This is a genomic window from Ruegeria lacuscaerulensis, assembly GCF_013034685.1.
In the GTDB taxonomy this organism is placed as follows: Bacteria; Pseudomonadota; Alphaproteobacteria; order Rhodobacterales; family Rhodobacteraceae; genus Ruegeria; species Ruegeria lacuscaerulensis_B.
In genome coordinates this window covers 86,056-101,653 of record NZ_WQGO01000002.1, presented here as the reverse complement: position 1 = coordinate 101,653, position 15,598 = coordinate 86,056, and the positions used below count along the sequence as shown (strand labels likewise).

Below are 15,598 nucleotides of genomic sequence, written 5' to 3'. Positions count from 1 at the left end.
GATATGATCCCGAACTTGAGGCAGTAGATATGAATTTCCCCGAGCGGTTTTCGAACCTACCGGAATACGCGTTTCCGCGTCTGCGCACTCTGTTGGACCACCACCAGCCGGGCGGAGACGTGATTCACATGACTATCGGCGCGCCGATGCATGATTTCCCGGCTTGGGTGACGGATGTGATCGCTGAGAATGCCGCAGGATTTCAAGGCTATCCGCCCAACGAAGGCTCACCCGAGCTGCGTGGCGCGATCACCGACTGGATCGCGCGCCGCTATGGCGTGACGATGGACCCCGACACCAACGTGATGGCCCTGAACGGCACGCGCGAAGGGCTGTACAACGCGGCCATGGCGCTGTGCCCCGAGGAAAAACATGGTCAGAAACCGGTCATCCTGTGCCCGAACCCGTTCTATCAGGTTTATATGGTGGCCTCGATCTCGGTCGCGGCGGAACCTGTTTTTGTATCGGCCACTGCTGCCACTGGCCATCTGCCCGACTATGCAGGTCTGCCCGAGGATGTGCTGAACCGCACCGTCGCGGCCTATATCTGTTCGCCCGCCAACCCGCAGGGAGCTGTGGCCTCGCGCGACTATTGGGCTGAACTGATCGGGTTGGCTGAAAAATACGATTTCCGCATCTTCGCGGATGAATGCTATTCCGAGATCTACCGTGACGAGGCACCGGTCGGCGCGCTGACCGGCGCGCAAGAGATGGGCGCAGACCCCGAACGTGTGGTTCTGTTCAACTCACTCTCGAAGCGGTCGAACCTGGCAGGGTTGCGCTCGGGTCTGATTGCGGGCGGGCCGGATACGATTAAACGGGTCAAACAGCTGCGCAATTATGCAGGCGCACCGCTGCCCCTGCCGTTACAGGCCGCTGCGGCACGGGTTTGGGCGGACGAAGAGCATGTCATCCAGAACCGCGCGCTTTATCAGGAAAAATACGCCATCGCGGATGAGGTGTTTGCAGGTGTGCAAGGCTATATGTCACCCGAGGCCGGGTTCTTCCTGTGGCTACCGGTCGACAACGGCGAAGAGACGGCATTGAAGCTGTGGCGTGAAACCGGGGTTCGGGTTCTGCCGGGCGCATATCTTTCCCAAGGCGATCCGGGGCAAAACCCGGGCGAGCATTTTATACGGGCCGCGCTTGTGGCTCCAAAAACAGAGTTGCAGCAGGGGCTAATCACGCTCCGCGACTGCATCTATTCGTGAGGTACGAGGGCAAAATGGCATCATTGAACGCGCGCAACCGCGATCCATTGCTGGACAGTACAACGCAAGCCGCCATTGAACGGCGCAGCAAAGAGCTGATCGGGATTGCCTTGATCCTGCTGGGGTTGGCCTCGGCGGCGATGATCTGGTCCTACACGCCGGATGATCCGAACTGGATGGTCTCGACCGATGCGCCGGTGCAGAACTGGATGGGGCGGATTGGGGCCTCGATCGCGGCACCATTGTTCATGATCGTGGGCTGGGGCAGTTGGAGCATCGCCTTGGTCCTGATCGGCTGGGGCGTGCGCTTTGCCGGGCATTTTGGCGAGGATCGCGCGATTGCACGGCTGATCTTTGCGCCGATTTGGATTGCCGTCGTCTCGGTCTATGCAGCGACTTTGGTGCCCGATGAGGCTTGGCGGTCGACCCATAGTTTTGGTCTGGGCGGGCTGTTTGGCGACACCGTCATGGGCGCGTTGCTGACACTGTTGCCGGTCGCATCGCATTTCATGGTCAAGCTGATGTCACTGGCCATGGCGTTCGGGATGCTGGCGCTGGGCGTTTTTGTTCTGGGCTTCACGCGCGACGATGTGCGCAAAGGATTCCGGGCGTTTCTGCTGGGTTTGGTTATGTCCTATGACGGGTTGATGAATCTGCTGGGTCGTGGGGCCGCCGCGACCGCGCAGGCCGCCCGTGATCGCCGCGCGCAATGGGATGAGCGCAAGGTCGCACGCGCCGAGGCCGCGGAGGCTGTGTTCGAAGATGAACTGGCCTACGCCGACCCGGTCTTTGACGAACCGCCGCTGACCGCGCCCGAGCCCGCGAAACCGGGCCTGCTGTCACGCATCCCCGATCTGATCCGCCGCCCCGATCCGATGCCCGAGCCCGAACTCATTGACCGGGACTCTCTGGTCGATGTTGACGAGATGCCAGGCGAGGACCGCATCCGGTCGAAGATTTCCGCCGCTGTACGCAACCGCAAGGTCGCCGCGGGTGAGATGGCGCCCGAACATGATCCGAACCTGCCGCTAACCAAAGGGCGGGGGCGTGGGCCTGATCCGTTGATCCTGAACTCAGGTGCGGGCGAATTGCCGCCGGAACCGCCGATGACTTCGACTGGTTTGCCGCCCGAGCCGATGCTGACGGCAGAACCGACCGAATGGCAGGAGCCCTTGCATCAGGATTTTGCGCCCGAGCCGGACTATGATGAGGCCGTGTTCGAGGATGAGCCGATGGTTGAACCCGAGCCCGCCCCTCAGTCGCGCCCGGCGATGAAAATTCCGGTGGCTGAACCGCGCAAACCGGTTGTCGCACAGCCTGTACGCCGCGCGCCTCAGCCTTCGCGCCGCGCGCAAGCCGAAGCGCAGCCTGCGCTGTCGTTCGAGGACAAGCATTCCGATTTCGAATTGCCGCCTTTGGGCCTGCTGGCCAACCCGGCGAACATTCAACGTCATCACCTCAGCGATGAAGCGTTGGAGGAAAACGCCCGGATGCTGGAAAACGTGTTGGATGACTATGGCGTCAAGGGTGAGATCGTCAGCGTTCGCCCCGGCCCCGTTGTCACCATGTATGAACTCGAGCCTGCGCCCGGTCTGAAAGCCAGCCGTGTGATCGGTTTGGCCGACGATATCGCACGCTCGATGTCGGCGCTGTCGGCGCGTGTTTCGACCCTGCCGGGGCGCTCGGTCATCGGGATCGAATTGCCCAACGAAAATCGCGAGATGGTGGTGCTGCGTGAAATCCTTGCCAGCCGTGATTTCGGCGACGGCAACCATGCGCTGCCGTTGGCCTTGGGTAAGGATATCGGCGGTGAGTCGGTCGTGGCGAACCTTGCCAAGATGCCTCACCTGCTGATCGCAGGGACCACAGGGTCGGGTAAGTCGGTGGCGATCAACACGATGATCCTGTCGCTGCTCTATAAGTTGACACCCGATGAATGCCGCCTGATCATGATCGACCCCAAGATGCTGGAACTGTCGGTTTATGACGGTATCCCGCATCTGCTGTCGCCCGTTGTGACTGACCCGAAAAAGGCGGTTGTCGCCCTGAAATGGGTCGTGGGCGAGATGGAGGACCGCTATCGCAAGATGTCCAAAATGGGCGTGCGCAATATCGCGGGCTATAATGGCCGTGTGAAGGATGCGTTGGCCAAGGGCGAGATGTTCAGCCGCACGGTCCAAACGGGCTTTGACGACGAGACCGGAGAACCCACCTTCGAGACCGAAGAATTCGCACCCGAGGCGATGCCCTATATCGTCGTTATCGTCGACGAGATGGCCGACCTGATGATGGTCGCGGGCAAAGAGATCGAAGCTTGCATCCAACGTCTGGCGCAGATGGCGCGGGCCTCGGGTATTCACCTGATCATGGCGACGCAGCGGCCCTCGGTCGATGTGATCACCGGCACGATCAAGGCAAACTTCCCCACCCGGATCTCGTTCCAGGTGACCTCGAAAGTCGACAGCCGCACCATTTTGGGCGAGATGGGCGCCGAGCAACTGCTGGGGCAGGGCGACATGCTCTATATGGCCGGCGGGGCCAAGATCACCCGTTGCCACGGCCCTTTCGTGTCGGACGAAGAGGTCGAAGAAATCGTCAACCACCTGAAACAGTTCGGCCCGCCCGATTACATGAGCGGTGTCGTCGATGGTCCGGCCGAGGAAAAGGCCGACAATATCGATGCAGTTCTTGGCCTGAATACCGGTGGCAACACCAATGGCGAGGACGCTCTCTATGATCAGGCTGTGGCGATTGTAATCAAGGATCGCAAGTGCTCGACCTCTTATATCCAGCGGAAACTTGCCATCGGTTACAACAAAGCCGCGCGTCTGGTTGAGCAGATGGAGGACGAAGGCGTTGTTTCCGCTGCCAATCACGTCGGAAAGCGCGAAATCCTCGTCCCCGAGCAATAGGATATTTAATAACAAGGGCAGAAGGCCTATCTGTGCCTCATGAAACAGATTGCTTTTGCCCTTGCTTTGACATTGTCCGCACCCGCCGCGTGGGCGGCGGACAAGCTGCCGCTATCGCAGATATCAAACTACCTGAACGAGCTGAAAACCGTTGAGACCACGTTCACGCAGATCAACGATGATGGCTCGCTCAGCACCGGGAAATTGTGGATCGAACGCCCTGGCAAGATGCGGTTCGAATATGATCCGCCCAACAGCGCAGTGGTACTGGCGCGGGCTGGAACCGTTCAGATATTTGATCCCAAGTCCAACCAGCCGGCTGAGCAATATCCACTAAAACGTACGCCCCTGTCGCTGGTGCTGGCGCGGAATGTAAATCTGGGACAGGCCAATATGGTGGTCGGTCACGATTTTGACGGTACCGCCACGGTCGTGACGGCGCAGGATCCCAAGAACCCGGATTCGGGTCGGATCGAGCTGATGTTTACCGGTGATCCGGTCGAACTGCGCAAATGGGTGATCCACGATAACGCAGGCAGCCAAACGACCGTTCTGCTGGGTCAGCTGGAAACTGATGGCAAGCTGAACAGCGACCTGTTCACGAAAAGGACGCGGAGCGGGTCAGGCGATCGCTGACCCGCTGGGCTGTTAAATTCGGCAGCCCGCCAGCTGCGCCTGATAGAGTTTGGCGCGCGCGTCCACATCATTGGCCACGTTCAACAACCATGTTTTGCTGTAATGGCTCCCACGAGCGTAGCCGGTATGGCCTTCGTGATAGGCCAGATACTGGTTGCGGGTGTCATGCAGCTGGATGCCGTTGCGCTGGTTGGTTTTGTTCATGTACCAACCGATGAAATCCGACGCGTCGCGGATACGGTCGCGCTTGGCGCGGCGCTTGCCGGTTTCGCGCTGGTATTCCTCCCACGTGCCGTCCAAAGCTTGACTGAACCCATAGGCGCTGCTTTGGCGGCCCATCGGGATGACACCCAACACGTATTTATGCGGGGTGCGCGCATCGTGGCGATAGCGGCTTTCCTGATAGATCGTCGCCATCTGAACGTGGACGGGGACACCCCATTTCCGCTCGGTGCTTTTGAAGGCCTTGATAAAATCGGGCCGTTCGCGGGCAATGCTGCACGCGTCATTCAGCTTGCTGGGCGGCTGTTTGGAGCCGCCACTACAGGATGCCAAAAGCAGCACCCCGAAGAGTACGATAAGAATTCTGCTCATGTGCCTCGTGCCTTTTTTCTTTATTCTAGCGCAGATTGAGCCTTTAGGAAATCACAATCGCTACAACACAATAGCTAGAATTAAAGGCAACGCGCCCACAGATAGGACAGTTGACACCATAACCAGGCCTGCGACGGCGTCTGCATCGGCCTCGAACCGTTCGGCCAGCAGGTACGAGGTCACAGCCACCGGGGTGCACAATTGCAGGACCAGAACGCCAAACGCGACGCTATCCAGGTCAAATACCAGCGCGATGCCCCAGCCCAGCCCAAAGCACACCGCCAGTTTCAGCGCAGACAGCCAAAGCGCCTGTCCCAAACTGCGCGAGGTCAGCCGCGCGATCGCCACGCCCAGCGTGATCAGCATCAGGGGGATGGCCATTTGCCCAAGCAGATCCAGCGTATTGGTCAGGAAAACGGGCGTTTCCCAACCGCGCCACAGGAACAGGGCACCCAGCAGGGTGGCCCAGACCATCGGTTCGCGTGCGGCTTTGCCGAACGCACCTTTGCCCGCCACAAGATAGATCCCATAGGTAAAGGAAAAGAGCGCCGTTACAGCCAGAAAAACCACCGCAAAACCCAGCCCTGCCTGCCCAAAGGCGAAGATGCACAGCGGCACCCCCAGGTTGCCTGTGTTGCCAAAGATCAGCGGGGCCAGAAATGTGCGGCGATCCAAGCCGCTGAGCCGCACGAACAGGCCAAAGGCCACCGCAAGCACCACATGCCCGGTGATGGCCGCCAACGTGAACCGCGTCAGCTCGGTGGCTGTGATCTCGGTCTGCATCAGGGCGACAAAGATCAGACAGGGCACCGCCAGCGTAACGCCCAGACGGGTCACAAATTGCAGCCGGTATTCGAACCCCAGCTTGACCCACGCAAATCCGATCCCGGCCAAAAGAAAGACCGGAGCCGCAATTTCGAACACTGTTAGTAGAAGGTTCACAGACTGTTTCCCTTAAAATCCGATCATTGATTGGCATTTCCGCCGGGAAAAGAGTAGTAAGTTCTTTGGGGGCTGAAGATATGCTGAAGACACATGCCAAGTACAAATTGGGCCAGGTGGTCCGCCACAAGAAACATCCCTTCCGAGGGGTGATTTTTGACGTGGACCCGGAATTCTCGAACACCGAAGAATGGTATCAGGCCATCCCCGAAGATAGCCGCCCGATCAAGGATCAGCCGTTCTATCATTTGTTGGCCGAAAACGACCAATCCTTCTATGTTGCTTATGTTTCTGAACAAAATCTGGTTGCCGATCAGTCCGGCGAGCCGGTGGAACATCCTGATATTCCAGACATGTTCGGCCCGTTTGAAAACGGCGCATACCCGCTGCATTTCCACCTAAATTGATCGGCGCATCGTGCGCGTTCAGGATCAGTAGCCAAGAGCGCAACCGTCTTTTCGGGGGTCGCTGGCACCTTCCAGAACACCGTCATCGCGGATTCGGATAGCCTGCGCTCCACCCAGTGGCGTTTCCGGGATTTGAACGTTGTGGCCCAGATCTGACAATTGTTGCACGACGCTGGGCGGAATTCCGCGTTCCAGTTTCATAACGTTTCCATCGGCGAAGGCGCGCGGGGCGTCGATGCTGTCCTGCAATCCCAACCCGTGATCCGTCAGGTTGGACAACAGGCGTGCGTGTCCGGTGGGTTGAAACGATCCGCCCATTACGCCGAATGGCATGGTGATGCGGTCGTTCTGTTTCAGCATACCGGGAATGATCGTGTGCATCGGGCGCTTGCCCGGCCCCATCTCATTCGGATGTCCGGCCTGCAAGGTAAAGCCAGCGCCCCGGTTTTGAAGCAGTATCCCGTATTTCGGTGAGGCGATGCCCGACCCAAAACTGTGAAAGATCGAATAGATCAGCGACACGGCCATTCGATCCCGATCGACGACGGTAATATAAACCGTGTCCTTGTGGATCGCCTCGGTCAGCGGAGCGGCGGCTGGCATCGCCCGCTTGGGATCGATCAGGGCAGCGAGCCGATCTGCCAGTGCCTGATCGGTGAACTTTTCAGCCTGCGCGGCGTGATCTGGATCGGCGACAAAGCGATTGCGCGCGTCATAGGCCAGTTTTGAGGCCTCGGCCTCGACATGAATACGTTCCGCGCTGAACGGTTCCATCCCGGAAAGGTCGAAGTTTTTCAGAATGTTCAGCAACAAAAGCGCCGTCGCCCCCTGACCGTTGGGGGGGTGTTCGTACATCTCGACACCGTTGTAGCTGCTGTTGACTGGTAGGGTGACGGTACATTGGGTGGTCCGAAAATCTTCGATCGTGTGAACACCACCCAATTGCGACAGTGCGGCAACCATGTCCTCGGCAATGTCGCCGGTATAAAACGCATCGCGCCCGTGTTGTGCGATTTGGCGTAGAACTTCTGCCTGACCCGGAGAGCGGAAGATTTGCCCCGTTTTGGGGACCTTGCCGTCGATCAGGTAGTGATCTCGCGCGGATCCTTGCAGCGTGGCTGCCCCAATATTCCAGTCCAAAGCCACGCGCGGGGCCACAGGCACGCCGGTATCCGCATAGTGGATGGCAGGGCTAAGGACCGAATCCAACCCGATCCGGCCCTCGGTTTCGGCCAGGTGGCAAAAGGCATCGACCGCGCCTGGTATTGTCACCGCCTCGGGCGAGGTCAGGGGAACCGCATTCAGACCCTGTGAGCGCAAGGCGTCCGCATTGGCCATCGCGGGAGCGCGGCCTGATCCGTTAAGGGCGCGGATTTTGGTTTCGCCAGCACGGTTGAACAGGACAAAGCAATCTCCGCCCAATCCGGTCATCTGTGGCTCGCATAGTCCCAGCAGAACTGCGCCCGCAATCGCGGCATCCATCGCATTACCGCCCTGTTCCAGAATGCTTATCGCAACTTGCGCAGCCAGCGGGTGCGATGTTGCGCACATGCCTTCCGTTGACAGGACTTCGGACCGACCCGGAACGTGAAAATCGCGCATAAATGTATTCCCCAATAACTCGCGCCGAAGGTATCGCGCGGCGGTTTATTGTCCAGTCAAATCAAGGGGAAATTCCTCGGCGCCGTTCACTGGGTGGGGGCTGTGACACTTGGCGCCGAGGGAAGCTATCTGAGCTACAGGTAAGTGTATGACCCTGATTTGCGGCGCGACAATGGTTCGATTTGGGCGTTATTGTGACCTTTTGCCTGTCACTCGGCATCCGGGAAATCAAAGCGCAGGGACAGCCTGTTGCAGCCGTTGCTGCGCTCATACCGGATATCGCTGGTCAATTCATGGATCAGGAACCAGCCAAATCCGCCCTCGGGCAGTTCGTCGCGCGATGACCCCAGCGCCGACGGCATACCTTCGGGCACCCGAAATCCGGGCAGAGGGTTGCCGGTGTCCGAAATCAGTATTTCAAGCCAGTCTTGGTTCAGCCGACACCGCACCTTGACCTGAGCGGGTGTGACCCCGGCATAGGCATGTTCGACCACGTTGTTGATTGCCTCGGCTAGCGCGATTTTTACGTCCCCCGCCTTGTGCGCGGGCAGGCCTTGCGCTTTCAAGCAGGCGCTGAGCTGAGCGATGCCCGCGCTGGCATCGGACGCTGTGGCTGAGAACTGAAGATCCAGGCAGTTACCGGTACACATGGGCAGGGCGCTTATTCATTCGATCTGCGGGCTCAGTCGGCGGCGGACGCAAGCGCGTCGCCCAGCGTCGGGTATAGCTTGAAAACCGTGTCCATACGGGTCAGGCGAAAAACCTTTTCGACAAAGGGGTGCAACCCCGCCAGATCCAGCCTGCGATCACTGCCAAGCTGTTTCATGGCGGCGACGATCGCCCCGAGACCGCTGGAGTCGATGAATTCCACCCTCGTCAGATCTAGCACCACCCGCGCAGCACCGCCTTCGGCCTCTTGCCGCATCTCTTCCTTGAACTGGATGGCCATGGCGGCGTCGATCCGGTCGCAATGCACCGTGATAATCTGGGCCGAGTCGGTTGTTTTGCTGGTCAGGCTCATGCGCGCCGGTCCTCTGAATTGCAAATCATGCGTAGAAATACGCTAGACGCCAATTCTTACCATTCGGTATCCATCCATACGGAAAAGCAGAAAAGGAGCCTCCCGATGAAGCAAGTTGTAATCGCAGGTGCAGCACGGACCCCGATGGGTGGGTTTCAAGGGATGTTCGATGGCGTCAGCGCCGCTGATCTGGGCGGAACGGCAATCCGCGCCGCCTTGCAGGGCGCCGGGGCCGACACTGTGGACGAGGTGCTGATGGGCTGCGTCCTGCCCGCGGGTCAGGGCCAAGCCCCTGCGCGGCAGGCAGGTTTCGCCGCCGGTCTGGGTGAAGAGGTGCCCGCGACCACCCTCAACAAGATGTGCGGATCAGGGATGAAAGCTGCGATGATGGCCTATGACCAGATTGCCTTGGGGCACGCAGACACGATGGTCGCCGGCGGGATGGAGAGCATGACCAACGCCCCCTATCTTCTACCCAAAATGCGCAGCGGTGCGCGGATCGGGCATGGGCAGGTGGTTGACCACATGTTTCTGGACGGGCTCGAGGACGCCTATGACAAGGGGCGTTTGATGGGCACTTTCGCCGAGGATTGTGCCGAAGCCTATCAGTTCACCCGCGAGGCACAGGATGACTACGCGCTGCAGTCTCTGTCAAACGCGCTGGAGGCACAAGAAACCGGCGCTTTCGCGGATGAAATCACGCCTGTCACCCTGAAAACGCGCCAAGGGGACGTTACACAATCCACCGACGAACAACCCCTTTCGGCCCGGCCCGAGAAAATCCCGACTCTGAAACCGGCCTTCCGCAAGGATGGAACGGTGACAGCGGCCAATGCCTCGTCAATCTCGGATGGGGCGGCGGCCTTGGTGCTGGCGTCGGAGGAAGCCGCCCAGGCGCAGGCCCTGACCATCCGCGCCCGTATTCTGGGCCATGCCAGCCACGCACAGGCCCCCGGCCTGTTTACGACTGCCCCGGTGCCTGCCGCGCAAAAACTGCTGACGCAGATCGGTTGGACCACTGATGATGTGGACCTGTGGGAGGTGAACGAGGCCTTCGCCGTCGTGCCCATGGCCTTTATGCACGAAATGGGTTTGCCGCGTGACAAGGTGAACGTGAATGGCGGCGCGTGCGCTCTGGGCCATCCCATCGGCGCATCCGGCGCGCGGATCATGGTCACATTGCTGAATGCTCTCGAGAAACGAAACCTCAAACGCGGCGTCGCGGCCATCTGCATCGGGGGTGGCGAAGGCACCGCCATTGCCATAGAACGCGTTTGACCATTCTTCTTGTTTCAAATACGGCGGGGGAGTATTGAGTCACCGGCTCAAGAGGGGGCAGCGCCCCCTGATACCCTTGCCTCAAAGTGCTGCCATGACCGTTGACTATTCCACCCTCGCAAAAACCATCGCCGCCCTGACCGAGGGCGAAACGGATCAGGTCGCCCTGATGGCCACTGTCACCTGCGAGGTGCATCACAGCGATGACCGCTTCAACTGGACCGGGTTTTATCGCGTGACCGAGCCCGAGGTGTTGAAGATCGGGCCGTATCAGGGCGGACATGGCTGTCTGGTGATCCCGTTTGCACGCGGTGTTTGCGGCGCAGCGGCCCGCACCAGAGAGGTGCAGCTTGTGCCGGATGTGGACGCTTTCCCCGGCCATATCGCTTGTGCGTCCTCGACCCGGTCGGAACTAGTGCTGCCTGTTTTTGACTCGCAGGGTGAGGTGATCGCGGTGTTTGATATCGACAGCGATCTACCAAATGCGTTTACCCAAGCGGATGCTGATGAGCTCGCTGCCATCTTGCGCGATGTGTTTGCGCGTTAAGGTCGGTTAGCCCAGCAACGGGGGCAGATAGGTGAAGGCCGCATAGCAAGCAGCGGCCTGAACTATCAGAATTGCAAACAGCCATGCTGAAAACCGGCCTTTGCGGGTTTTGTGGCGAAAAATCCAGCGCCCAACCACGGCTCCGGGGCCGCCACCCAGCGCCGCCAGCCACAAAAGGCGGCGTTCCGGCACCCGGCGCTTGCGCCGCCGCGCGCGCAGTTTGTCCCAGCCAAAGGCCAGCAGCGTCAGGGTATTGATCGCCCACAAATACATCACTGCAATCCACATGCGTGACCGATACCGAACCCGGCCGCGTGACCCAAGTGAAAAAACGCTTGGTTTTTTCATCGATTCGCGCCATCGTGAAAAACAGGGATGAAATTTCACGACAACGCGGAGCGGCAATTGAACTCTCAGGCCCCCCAAAGCGCGACCCTTGGTGCCGATATCCGCGCACTGCGCAAAGCGCGCGGGCTGACGCTGAGCGAGATTGCGGCAAAGCTGAACCGCTCGGTCGGCTGGCTCAGCCAGGTTGAGCGGGATATGTCCGATCCGTCCATCTCGGACCTGCGGCAGATGGCCGATTGTCTGGGTGTACCCATGTCGATGCTGTTTGCCCATTCTGCCGCCCCGGCGGATGAACAGGGTTATGTGGTCCGCGCAGGCTCGCGCCGTCCAATGGGATCGGGTGAGGAAGGACTGATCGAGGAATTGCTCTCACCCGATCTGACCGATGATTTTGAGATGGTGCATTCCACCTTCGAGCCCCGCTCGCAGATGCAGACCCCTGCCAATCGTCCGACGCAAGAGGTGGGCTATATGATCTCGGGGCGGTTGGACCTAACGATTGGAGGACGGCAGTTCTCGGTCGGGCCGGGCGACAGTTTCCGTATCAAACACGAACCCTATCACTGGGCGAACCCCTATGATGAGCCCGCCGTGGCCATCTGGGTCATCGCCCCGCCGGTGTATTGAATGAGCTTCGAGGCCTGGACCATATTCGCTCTGTTCTGGGTGGTGTTCGTCACCACACCGGGGCCGAATGCGGTCAATTGCATCTCAAACGGAATGAGCCTGCCCTTTGCCAGGGCTATGTTGGGCGTGCTGGCGATCCTGACACAGGCCAGCGCCTTTTTGATCCTGTCCGCGCTGGGCGTCACGGCGCTGATCGCGGCGTCACCCACCGGGTTTTTCATCGCCAAACTGATCGGCGCGGGGTTCTTGATCTGGATGGGCATCCGCGGCTGGATCAATGCCAGCAAACCCGCGCCCGCGTCCGAGCGACCCGCGCGCCACGTCTATCTGCACGCACTGGCAGTGGCGACCATCAATCCGAAAAGCGTGGCCGGGTATCTGGCGGCGTTTTCGCAATTCGTTCAACCCGAGGTTCCGGTCTGGCAGCAGATGGGAGTGATCATGCCCACCGCTCTGGTCATCACAACGCTCAGCTACACCGGATTTACCTTGTTGGGCGCGCTGATGGGCAAGGCCGCGCTGGGCGCTGTGTTCAATATCTGGGTCCGCCGCGTGATGGCGACCTGTTTCATCATCTACGGTGTGTTGCTGGGTACCAGCGCAACGCCTACAGCAAGGGGGTAAAGACATGCACACCGGTTCCTGCCTCTGCGGCAAGGTCGCCTTCACCATTGACGGAGACCTCGCCGCACCCAACGCCTGCCATTGCGGCCAATGCCGCAGGCAATCGGGTCATCTCTGGGCCTCCTGCGAAACCCATCAGGACAACCTCAGCTTTACCTCCAGCGAGACGCTGGGTTGGTATCGCGCCTCGGACATCGCCAAGCGCGGCTTTTGCAGCGCCTGCGGCTCGTTCCTGTTTTGGCAGCATAATGATGAGGACACGATTGCGGTTTCAATAGGGTCTCTGGACGAGCCCACCGGCTTGAAACTCGCCCAACATATCTTCGTCGCCGACAAGGGCGACTACTACGATATTCAGGACGATCTGCCCCAGCGGGCATACTAACAGGGAAGCAAAACCATGAGTAATTTTCCAACCAAGGCCCGTGTGGTCATCATCGGCGGCGGCGTCGTCGGCTGTTCATCGCTTTACCATCTGGCCAAGAAGGGCTGGACCGACTGCGTTCTGCTGGAAAAGAACGAACTGACAGCGGGCTCGACGTGGCACGCGGCGGGCAATGTGCCGACCTTTTCGACCTCATGGGCGATCATGAACATGCAGCGCTATTCGACCGAGCTGTATTCGCGGCTGGCGGATGAGGTCGATTACCCGATGAACTACCACGTCTCGGGCTCGATCCGTCTGGCGCACAGCAAGGAACGGATGCAGGAGTTCGAACGCGCCCTGTCCATGGGTCGCTATCAAGGCATCCCGATGGAGATGTGGACGGCGGAGGAAGCCAAACAACGGTATCCCTTCCTTGAAACCCATGATCTTGAGGGCGTTCTGTATGACCCTACCGACGGCGATATCGACCCGGCGCAGCTGACGCAGGCTCTGGCCAAAGGCGCGCGGGACATGGGGCAAAAGATCATCCGTTTCTGCCCGGCAACCGGGGTGACACAGCACGACGATGGCACATGGACCGTTCACACCGATAAGGGCGATATCGACTGTGACTACGTGGTCAACGCCGCCGGGTACTATGCGCAGCGCGTGGGCGAATGGTTCAAACCCTTTGGCGGGCGCACGGTGCCTGCGATGGTCATGAGCCACCAATACCTGCTGACCGACGAAATCCCCGAGGTTGAGGCATGGTCGAAGGAAAACGGTGGCAAGCTGCCGCTGCTGCGCGACGTGGATATCTCGTACTACCTGCGGCAGGAGAAGAACGGCTTTAACCTTGGCCCGTATGAGCCCAACTGCAAGGGCCATTGGATGACCGAAGACGATCCGATGCCCGAGGATTTCAGCTTCCAGCTTTGGAACGATGATCTGGACCGGATCGAAGATATCGTCACCGACGCGATGGAGCGGGTGCCGCTGATGGCAACCTCGGGCGTGGGTCGGGTGATCAACGGGCCGATCCCTTACGCGCCGGATGGGTTGCCTCTGATCGGGCCGATGCCCGGCGTAAGCAACGCGTTCGAGGCGCACACCTTTACCTTCGGCATCGCGCAGGGCGGCGGCGCAGGCAAGGTGCTGGCCGAATGGATCGTCGATGGCGCGACCGAATGGGATATGTGGGCCGTCGACCCGCGCCGTTACACCGATTACACCGATCAGGACTACTGCAATCAGAAGGGTATGGAGGTCTACGGCAATGAATACGCCATGCACTTCCCGCATCATGAATGGCCTGCAGCGCGGGACAAAAAGCTGTCTCCGGTCCATGACAAGATCAAGGAACTGGGCGGCGTGATGGGTGCCTATAACGGCTGGGAACGCGCTAATTGGTTCGCCAAGCCGGGCGACGATACCTCGCTGGATGCGACGCATACATGGGGCCGCTCGGGCCCGTGGGAGCAGCGGATCAAAGAAGAATGCGAGGCCGTGCGCGACCATTGCGGCGTGCTGGACCTGCCGGGTTTCTCGCGCTTCATGGTCAAGGGGGAAGGCGCGGCCGAGGCGCTGCGTGGGCTGGTGACGGGTGGTCTGCCCAAGGTGGGCCGGATCAATCTGGTCTATATCGCCGACGACCGGGGCCGCATCCTGACCGAAATGTCCTGCCTGCGTCTGGGTGAGGATGAGTTCGTCATGATCACCGCCGCCACCGCGCAATGGCATGACCGGGACATTCTGGTGAATGCGATGCCCTCAGGTGTCAGTGTCGAGGATGTGACCACCACACGCGACACGCTGATCGTCACCGGCCCAAAATCGCGTGAGATCCTGTCGGGTCTCACCGATGCCGACCTGTCGCTGGGCTGGCTGACCCATCAGGCCGCCACTGTGGCAGGGAAACCCGCCTATCTGATCCGCGTATCCTTTGCTGGCGAACTGGGTTGGGAGGTTCACGCTCTGAACGACGACATGCCTGCGATCTATGACGCGATCCTTGAGGCTGGTGCCACGCCGTTTGGCATGTATGCGCTGAACTCGCTGCGGATCGAAAAAGGCTACCGCGCGTGGAAGGGAGATCTGTCCACCGATTACTCGCTGTTGGAAGGCGGGCTTGGGCGTTTTGTCAAACTAGACAAGCCGCAGGATTTCCCCGGCAAGGCCGCGATCCTGAATGAAAAGCAGCAGGGGGTGAAGAAGTCGTTCGTGACCCTGACGGTTGAGGCAGGTGACTGCGACGCGCCCTATATGTCCTGCATCTGGCAAGGCGATCAGATCGTGGGTGAGACGACGTCCGGCGCATGGGGCTATCGCGTGGGCAAATCCATCGCGCTGGGCATGATCAAGTCGGAACTGGCAAATCCGGGCACCGCGTTGGAGGTCGAAATCTACGGTCAGAAATACCCCGCTGTGGTGCAAGAGGATCAACCCCTCTGGGATCCGGCCAACGACCGGCTGCGGGCCTGAC

General features: G+C 59.8%; 16 protein-coding genes. 10 read left to right on the top strand and 6 right to left on the bottom strand.

The genetic code is table 11. The features are described from left to right. Positions 1-29: 29 nt before the first annotated feature. From GOV80_RS04805 to GOV80_RS04795, 3 genes are read left to right on the top strand one after another with little or no spacing between them, the layout of a single operon-like run. Entirely contained in the window at positions 30-1,211 is a 1,182-nt protein-coding gene (locus GOV80_RS04805; protein ID WP_170783074.1) for an aminotransferase class I/II-fold pyridoxal phosphate-dependent enzyme, read from the top strand. Positions 1,212-1,225: 14 nt separating this feature from the next. Continuing rightward, complete coding sequence (locus GOV80_RS04800) at positions 1,226-4,123, top strand: DNA translocase FtsK (protein WP_170783073.1); 2,898 nt, start codon at positions 1,226-1,228, stop codon at positions 4,121-4,123. A gap of 39 nt (positions 4,124-4,162) precedes the next feature. Further along, positions 4,163-4,759, top strand: a complete 597-nt coding sequence (locus tag GOV80_RS04795; RefSeq protein ID WP_170774792.1) for a LolA family protein — start codon at positions 4,163-4,165, stop codon at positions 4,757-4,759. A gap of 12 nt (positions 4,760-4,771) precedes the next feature. On the opposite strand, the gene GOV80_RS04790 is transcribed toward GOV80_RS04795, so the two are convergent. Together GOV80_RS04790 and GOV80_RS04785 are read right to left on the bottom strand one after the other, a co-directional pair. Beyond that, positions 4,772-5,353, bottom strand: a complete 582-nt coding sequence (locus tag GOV80_RS04790) for a transglycosylase SLT domain-containing protein (protein WP_170774790.1) — start codon at positions 5,351-5,353, stop codon at positions 4,772-4,774. 60 nt (positions 5,354-5,413) lie between these two features. After that, positions 5,414-6,295, bottom strand: a complete 882-nt coding sequence (locus GOV80_RS04785) for an AEC family transporter (RefSeq protein ID WP_170783072.1) — start codon at positions 6,293-6,295, stop codon at positions 5,414-5,416. A gap of 80 nt (positions 6,296-6,375) precedes the next feature. Between GOV80_RS04785 and hspQ the strand changes: the two genes are divergently transcribed. Then, the gene (gene hspQ / locus GOV80_RS04780) at positions 6,376-6,702 is read left to right on the top strand and encodes a heat shock protein HspQ (RefSeq protein WP_170774786.1); all 327 of its coding nucleotides are present in this window, start codon (positions 6,376-6,378) and stop codon (positions 6,700-6,702) included. A gap of 24 nt (positions 6,703-6,726) precedes the next feature. Here the strand turns inward: hspQ and ggt are convergent, their stop codons facing one another. The 3 genes from ggt to GOV80_RS04765 all read right to left on the bottom strand — a co-directional run bounded on the left by ggt (position 6,727) and on the right by GOV80_RS04765 (position 9,325). Further along, positions 6,727-8,304, bottom strand: coding sequence for a gamma-glutamyltransferase (gene ggt, locus GOV80_RS04775; protein WP_170783071.1), 1,578 nt, complete (start codon positions 8,302-8,304; stop codon positions 6,727-6,729). A gap of 209 nt (positions 8,305-8,513) precedes the next feature. Further along, the gene (locus GOV80_RS04770; protein ID WP_170783070.1) at positions 8,514-8,954 is read right to left on the bottom strand and encodes an ATP-binding protein; all 441 of its coding nucleotides are present in this window, start codon (positions 8,952-8,954) and stop codon (positions 8,514-8,516) included. Between the two features lie 32 nt (positions 8,955-8,986). Beyond that, a complete protein-coding gene (locus tag GOV80_RS04765; RefSeq protein ID WP_170783069.1) occupies positions 8,987-9,325 on the bottom strand; it encodes an STAS domain-containing protein in 339 nt (112 codons plus the stop codon). A gap of 105 nt (positions 9,326-9,430) precedes the next feature. Here GOV80_RS04765 and GOV80_RS04760 point away from each other — a divergent pair, with 105 nt between their 5' ends. Continuing rightward, positions 9,431-10,603: an acetyl-CoA C-acyltransferase gene (locus tag GOV80_RS04760; protein ID WP_170783068.1), complete on the top strand. Its 1,173-nt coding sequence runs from the start codon at positions 9,431-9,433 to the stop codon at positions 10,601-10,603. A 94-nt stretch (positions 10,604-10,697) separates the two neighbouring features. Further along, positions 10,698-11,150, top strand: coding sequence for a GAF domain-containing protein (locus GOV80_RS04755; protein WP_170783067.1), 453 nt, complete (start codon positions 10,698-10,700; stop codon positions 11,148-11,150). A 6-nt stretch (positions 11,151-11,156) separates the two neighbouring features. Here GOV80_RS04755 and GOV80_RS04750 read toward each other — a convergent pair whose 3' ends face one another. Continuing rightward, on the bottom strand, positions 11,157-11,423 hold the full coding sequence (locus GOV80_RS04750; protein ID WP_237215654.1) for a DUF1294 domain-containing protein: 267 nt from the start codon (positions 11,421-11,423) through the stop codon (positions 11,157-11,159). Between the two features lie 102 nt (positions 11,424-11,525). Between GOV80_RS04750 and GOV80_RS04745 the strand changes: the two genes are divergently transcribed. The 4 genes from GOV80_RS04745 to GOV80_RS04730 are packed head-to-tail and all read left to right on the top strand — an operon-like array spanning position 11,526 to position 15,597. Then, positions 11,526-12,125 (top strand): helix-turn-helix domain-containing protein, encoded by a 600-nt coding sequence (locus GOV80_RS04745; protein ID WP_237215652.1) that lies wholly within the window; start codon positions 11,526-11,528, stop codon positions 12,123-12,125. Further along, positions 12,126-12,749 (top strand): LysE family translocator, encoded by a 624-nt coding sequence (locus tag GOV80_RS04740; RefSeq protein ID WP_170783066.1) that lies wholly within the window; start codon positions 12,126-12,128, stop codon positions 12,747-12,749. Positions 12,750-12,753: 4 nt separating this feature from the next. Then, positions 12,754-13,134, top strand: coding sequence for a GFA family protein (locus GOV80_RS04735; protein ID WP_170783065.1), 381 nt, complete (start codon positions 12,754-12,756; stop codon positions 13,132-13,134). A gap of 15 nt (positions 13,135-13,149) precedes the next feature. Continuing rightward, positions 13,150-15,597, top strand: a complete 2,448-nt coding sequence (locus tag GOV80_RS04730; protein WP_170783064.1) for a GcvT family protein — start codon at positions 13,150-13,152, stop codon at positions 15,595-15,597. The last annotated feature ends 1 nt before the right edge of the window (position 15,598 follow it).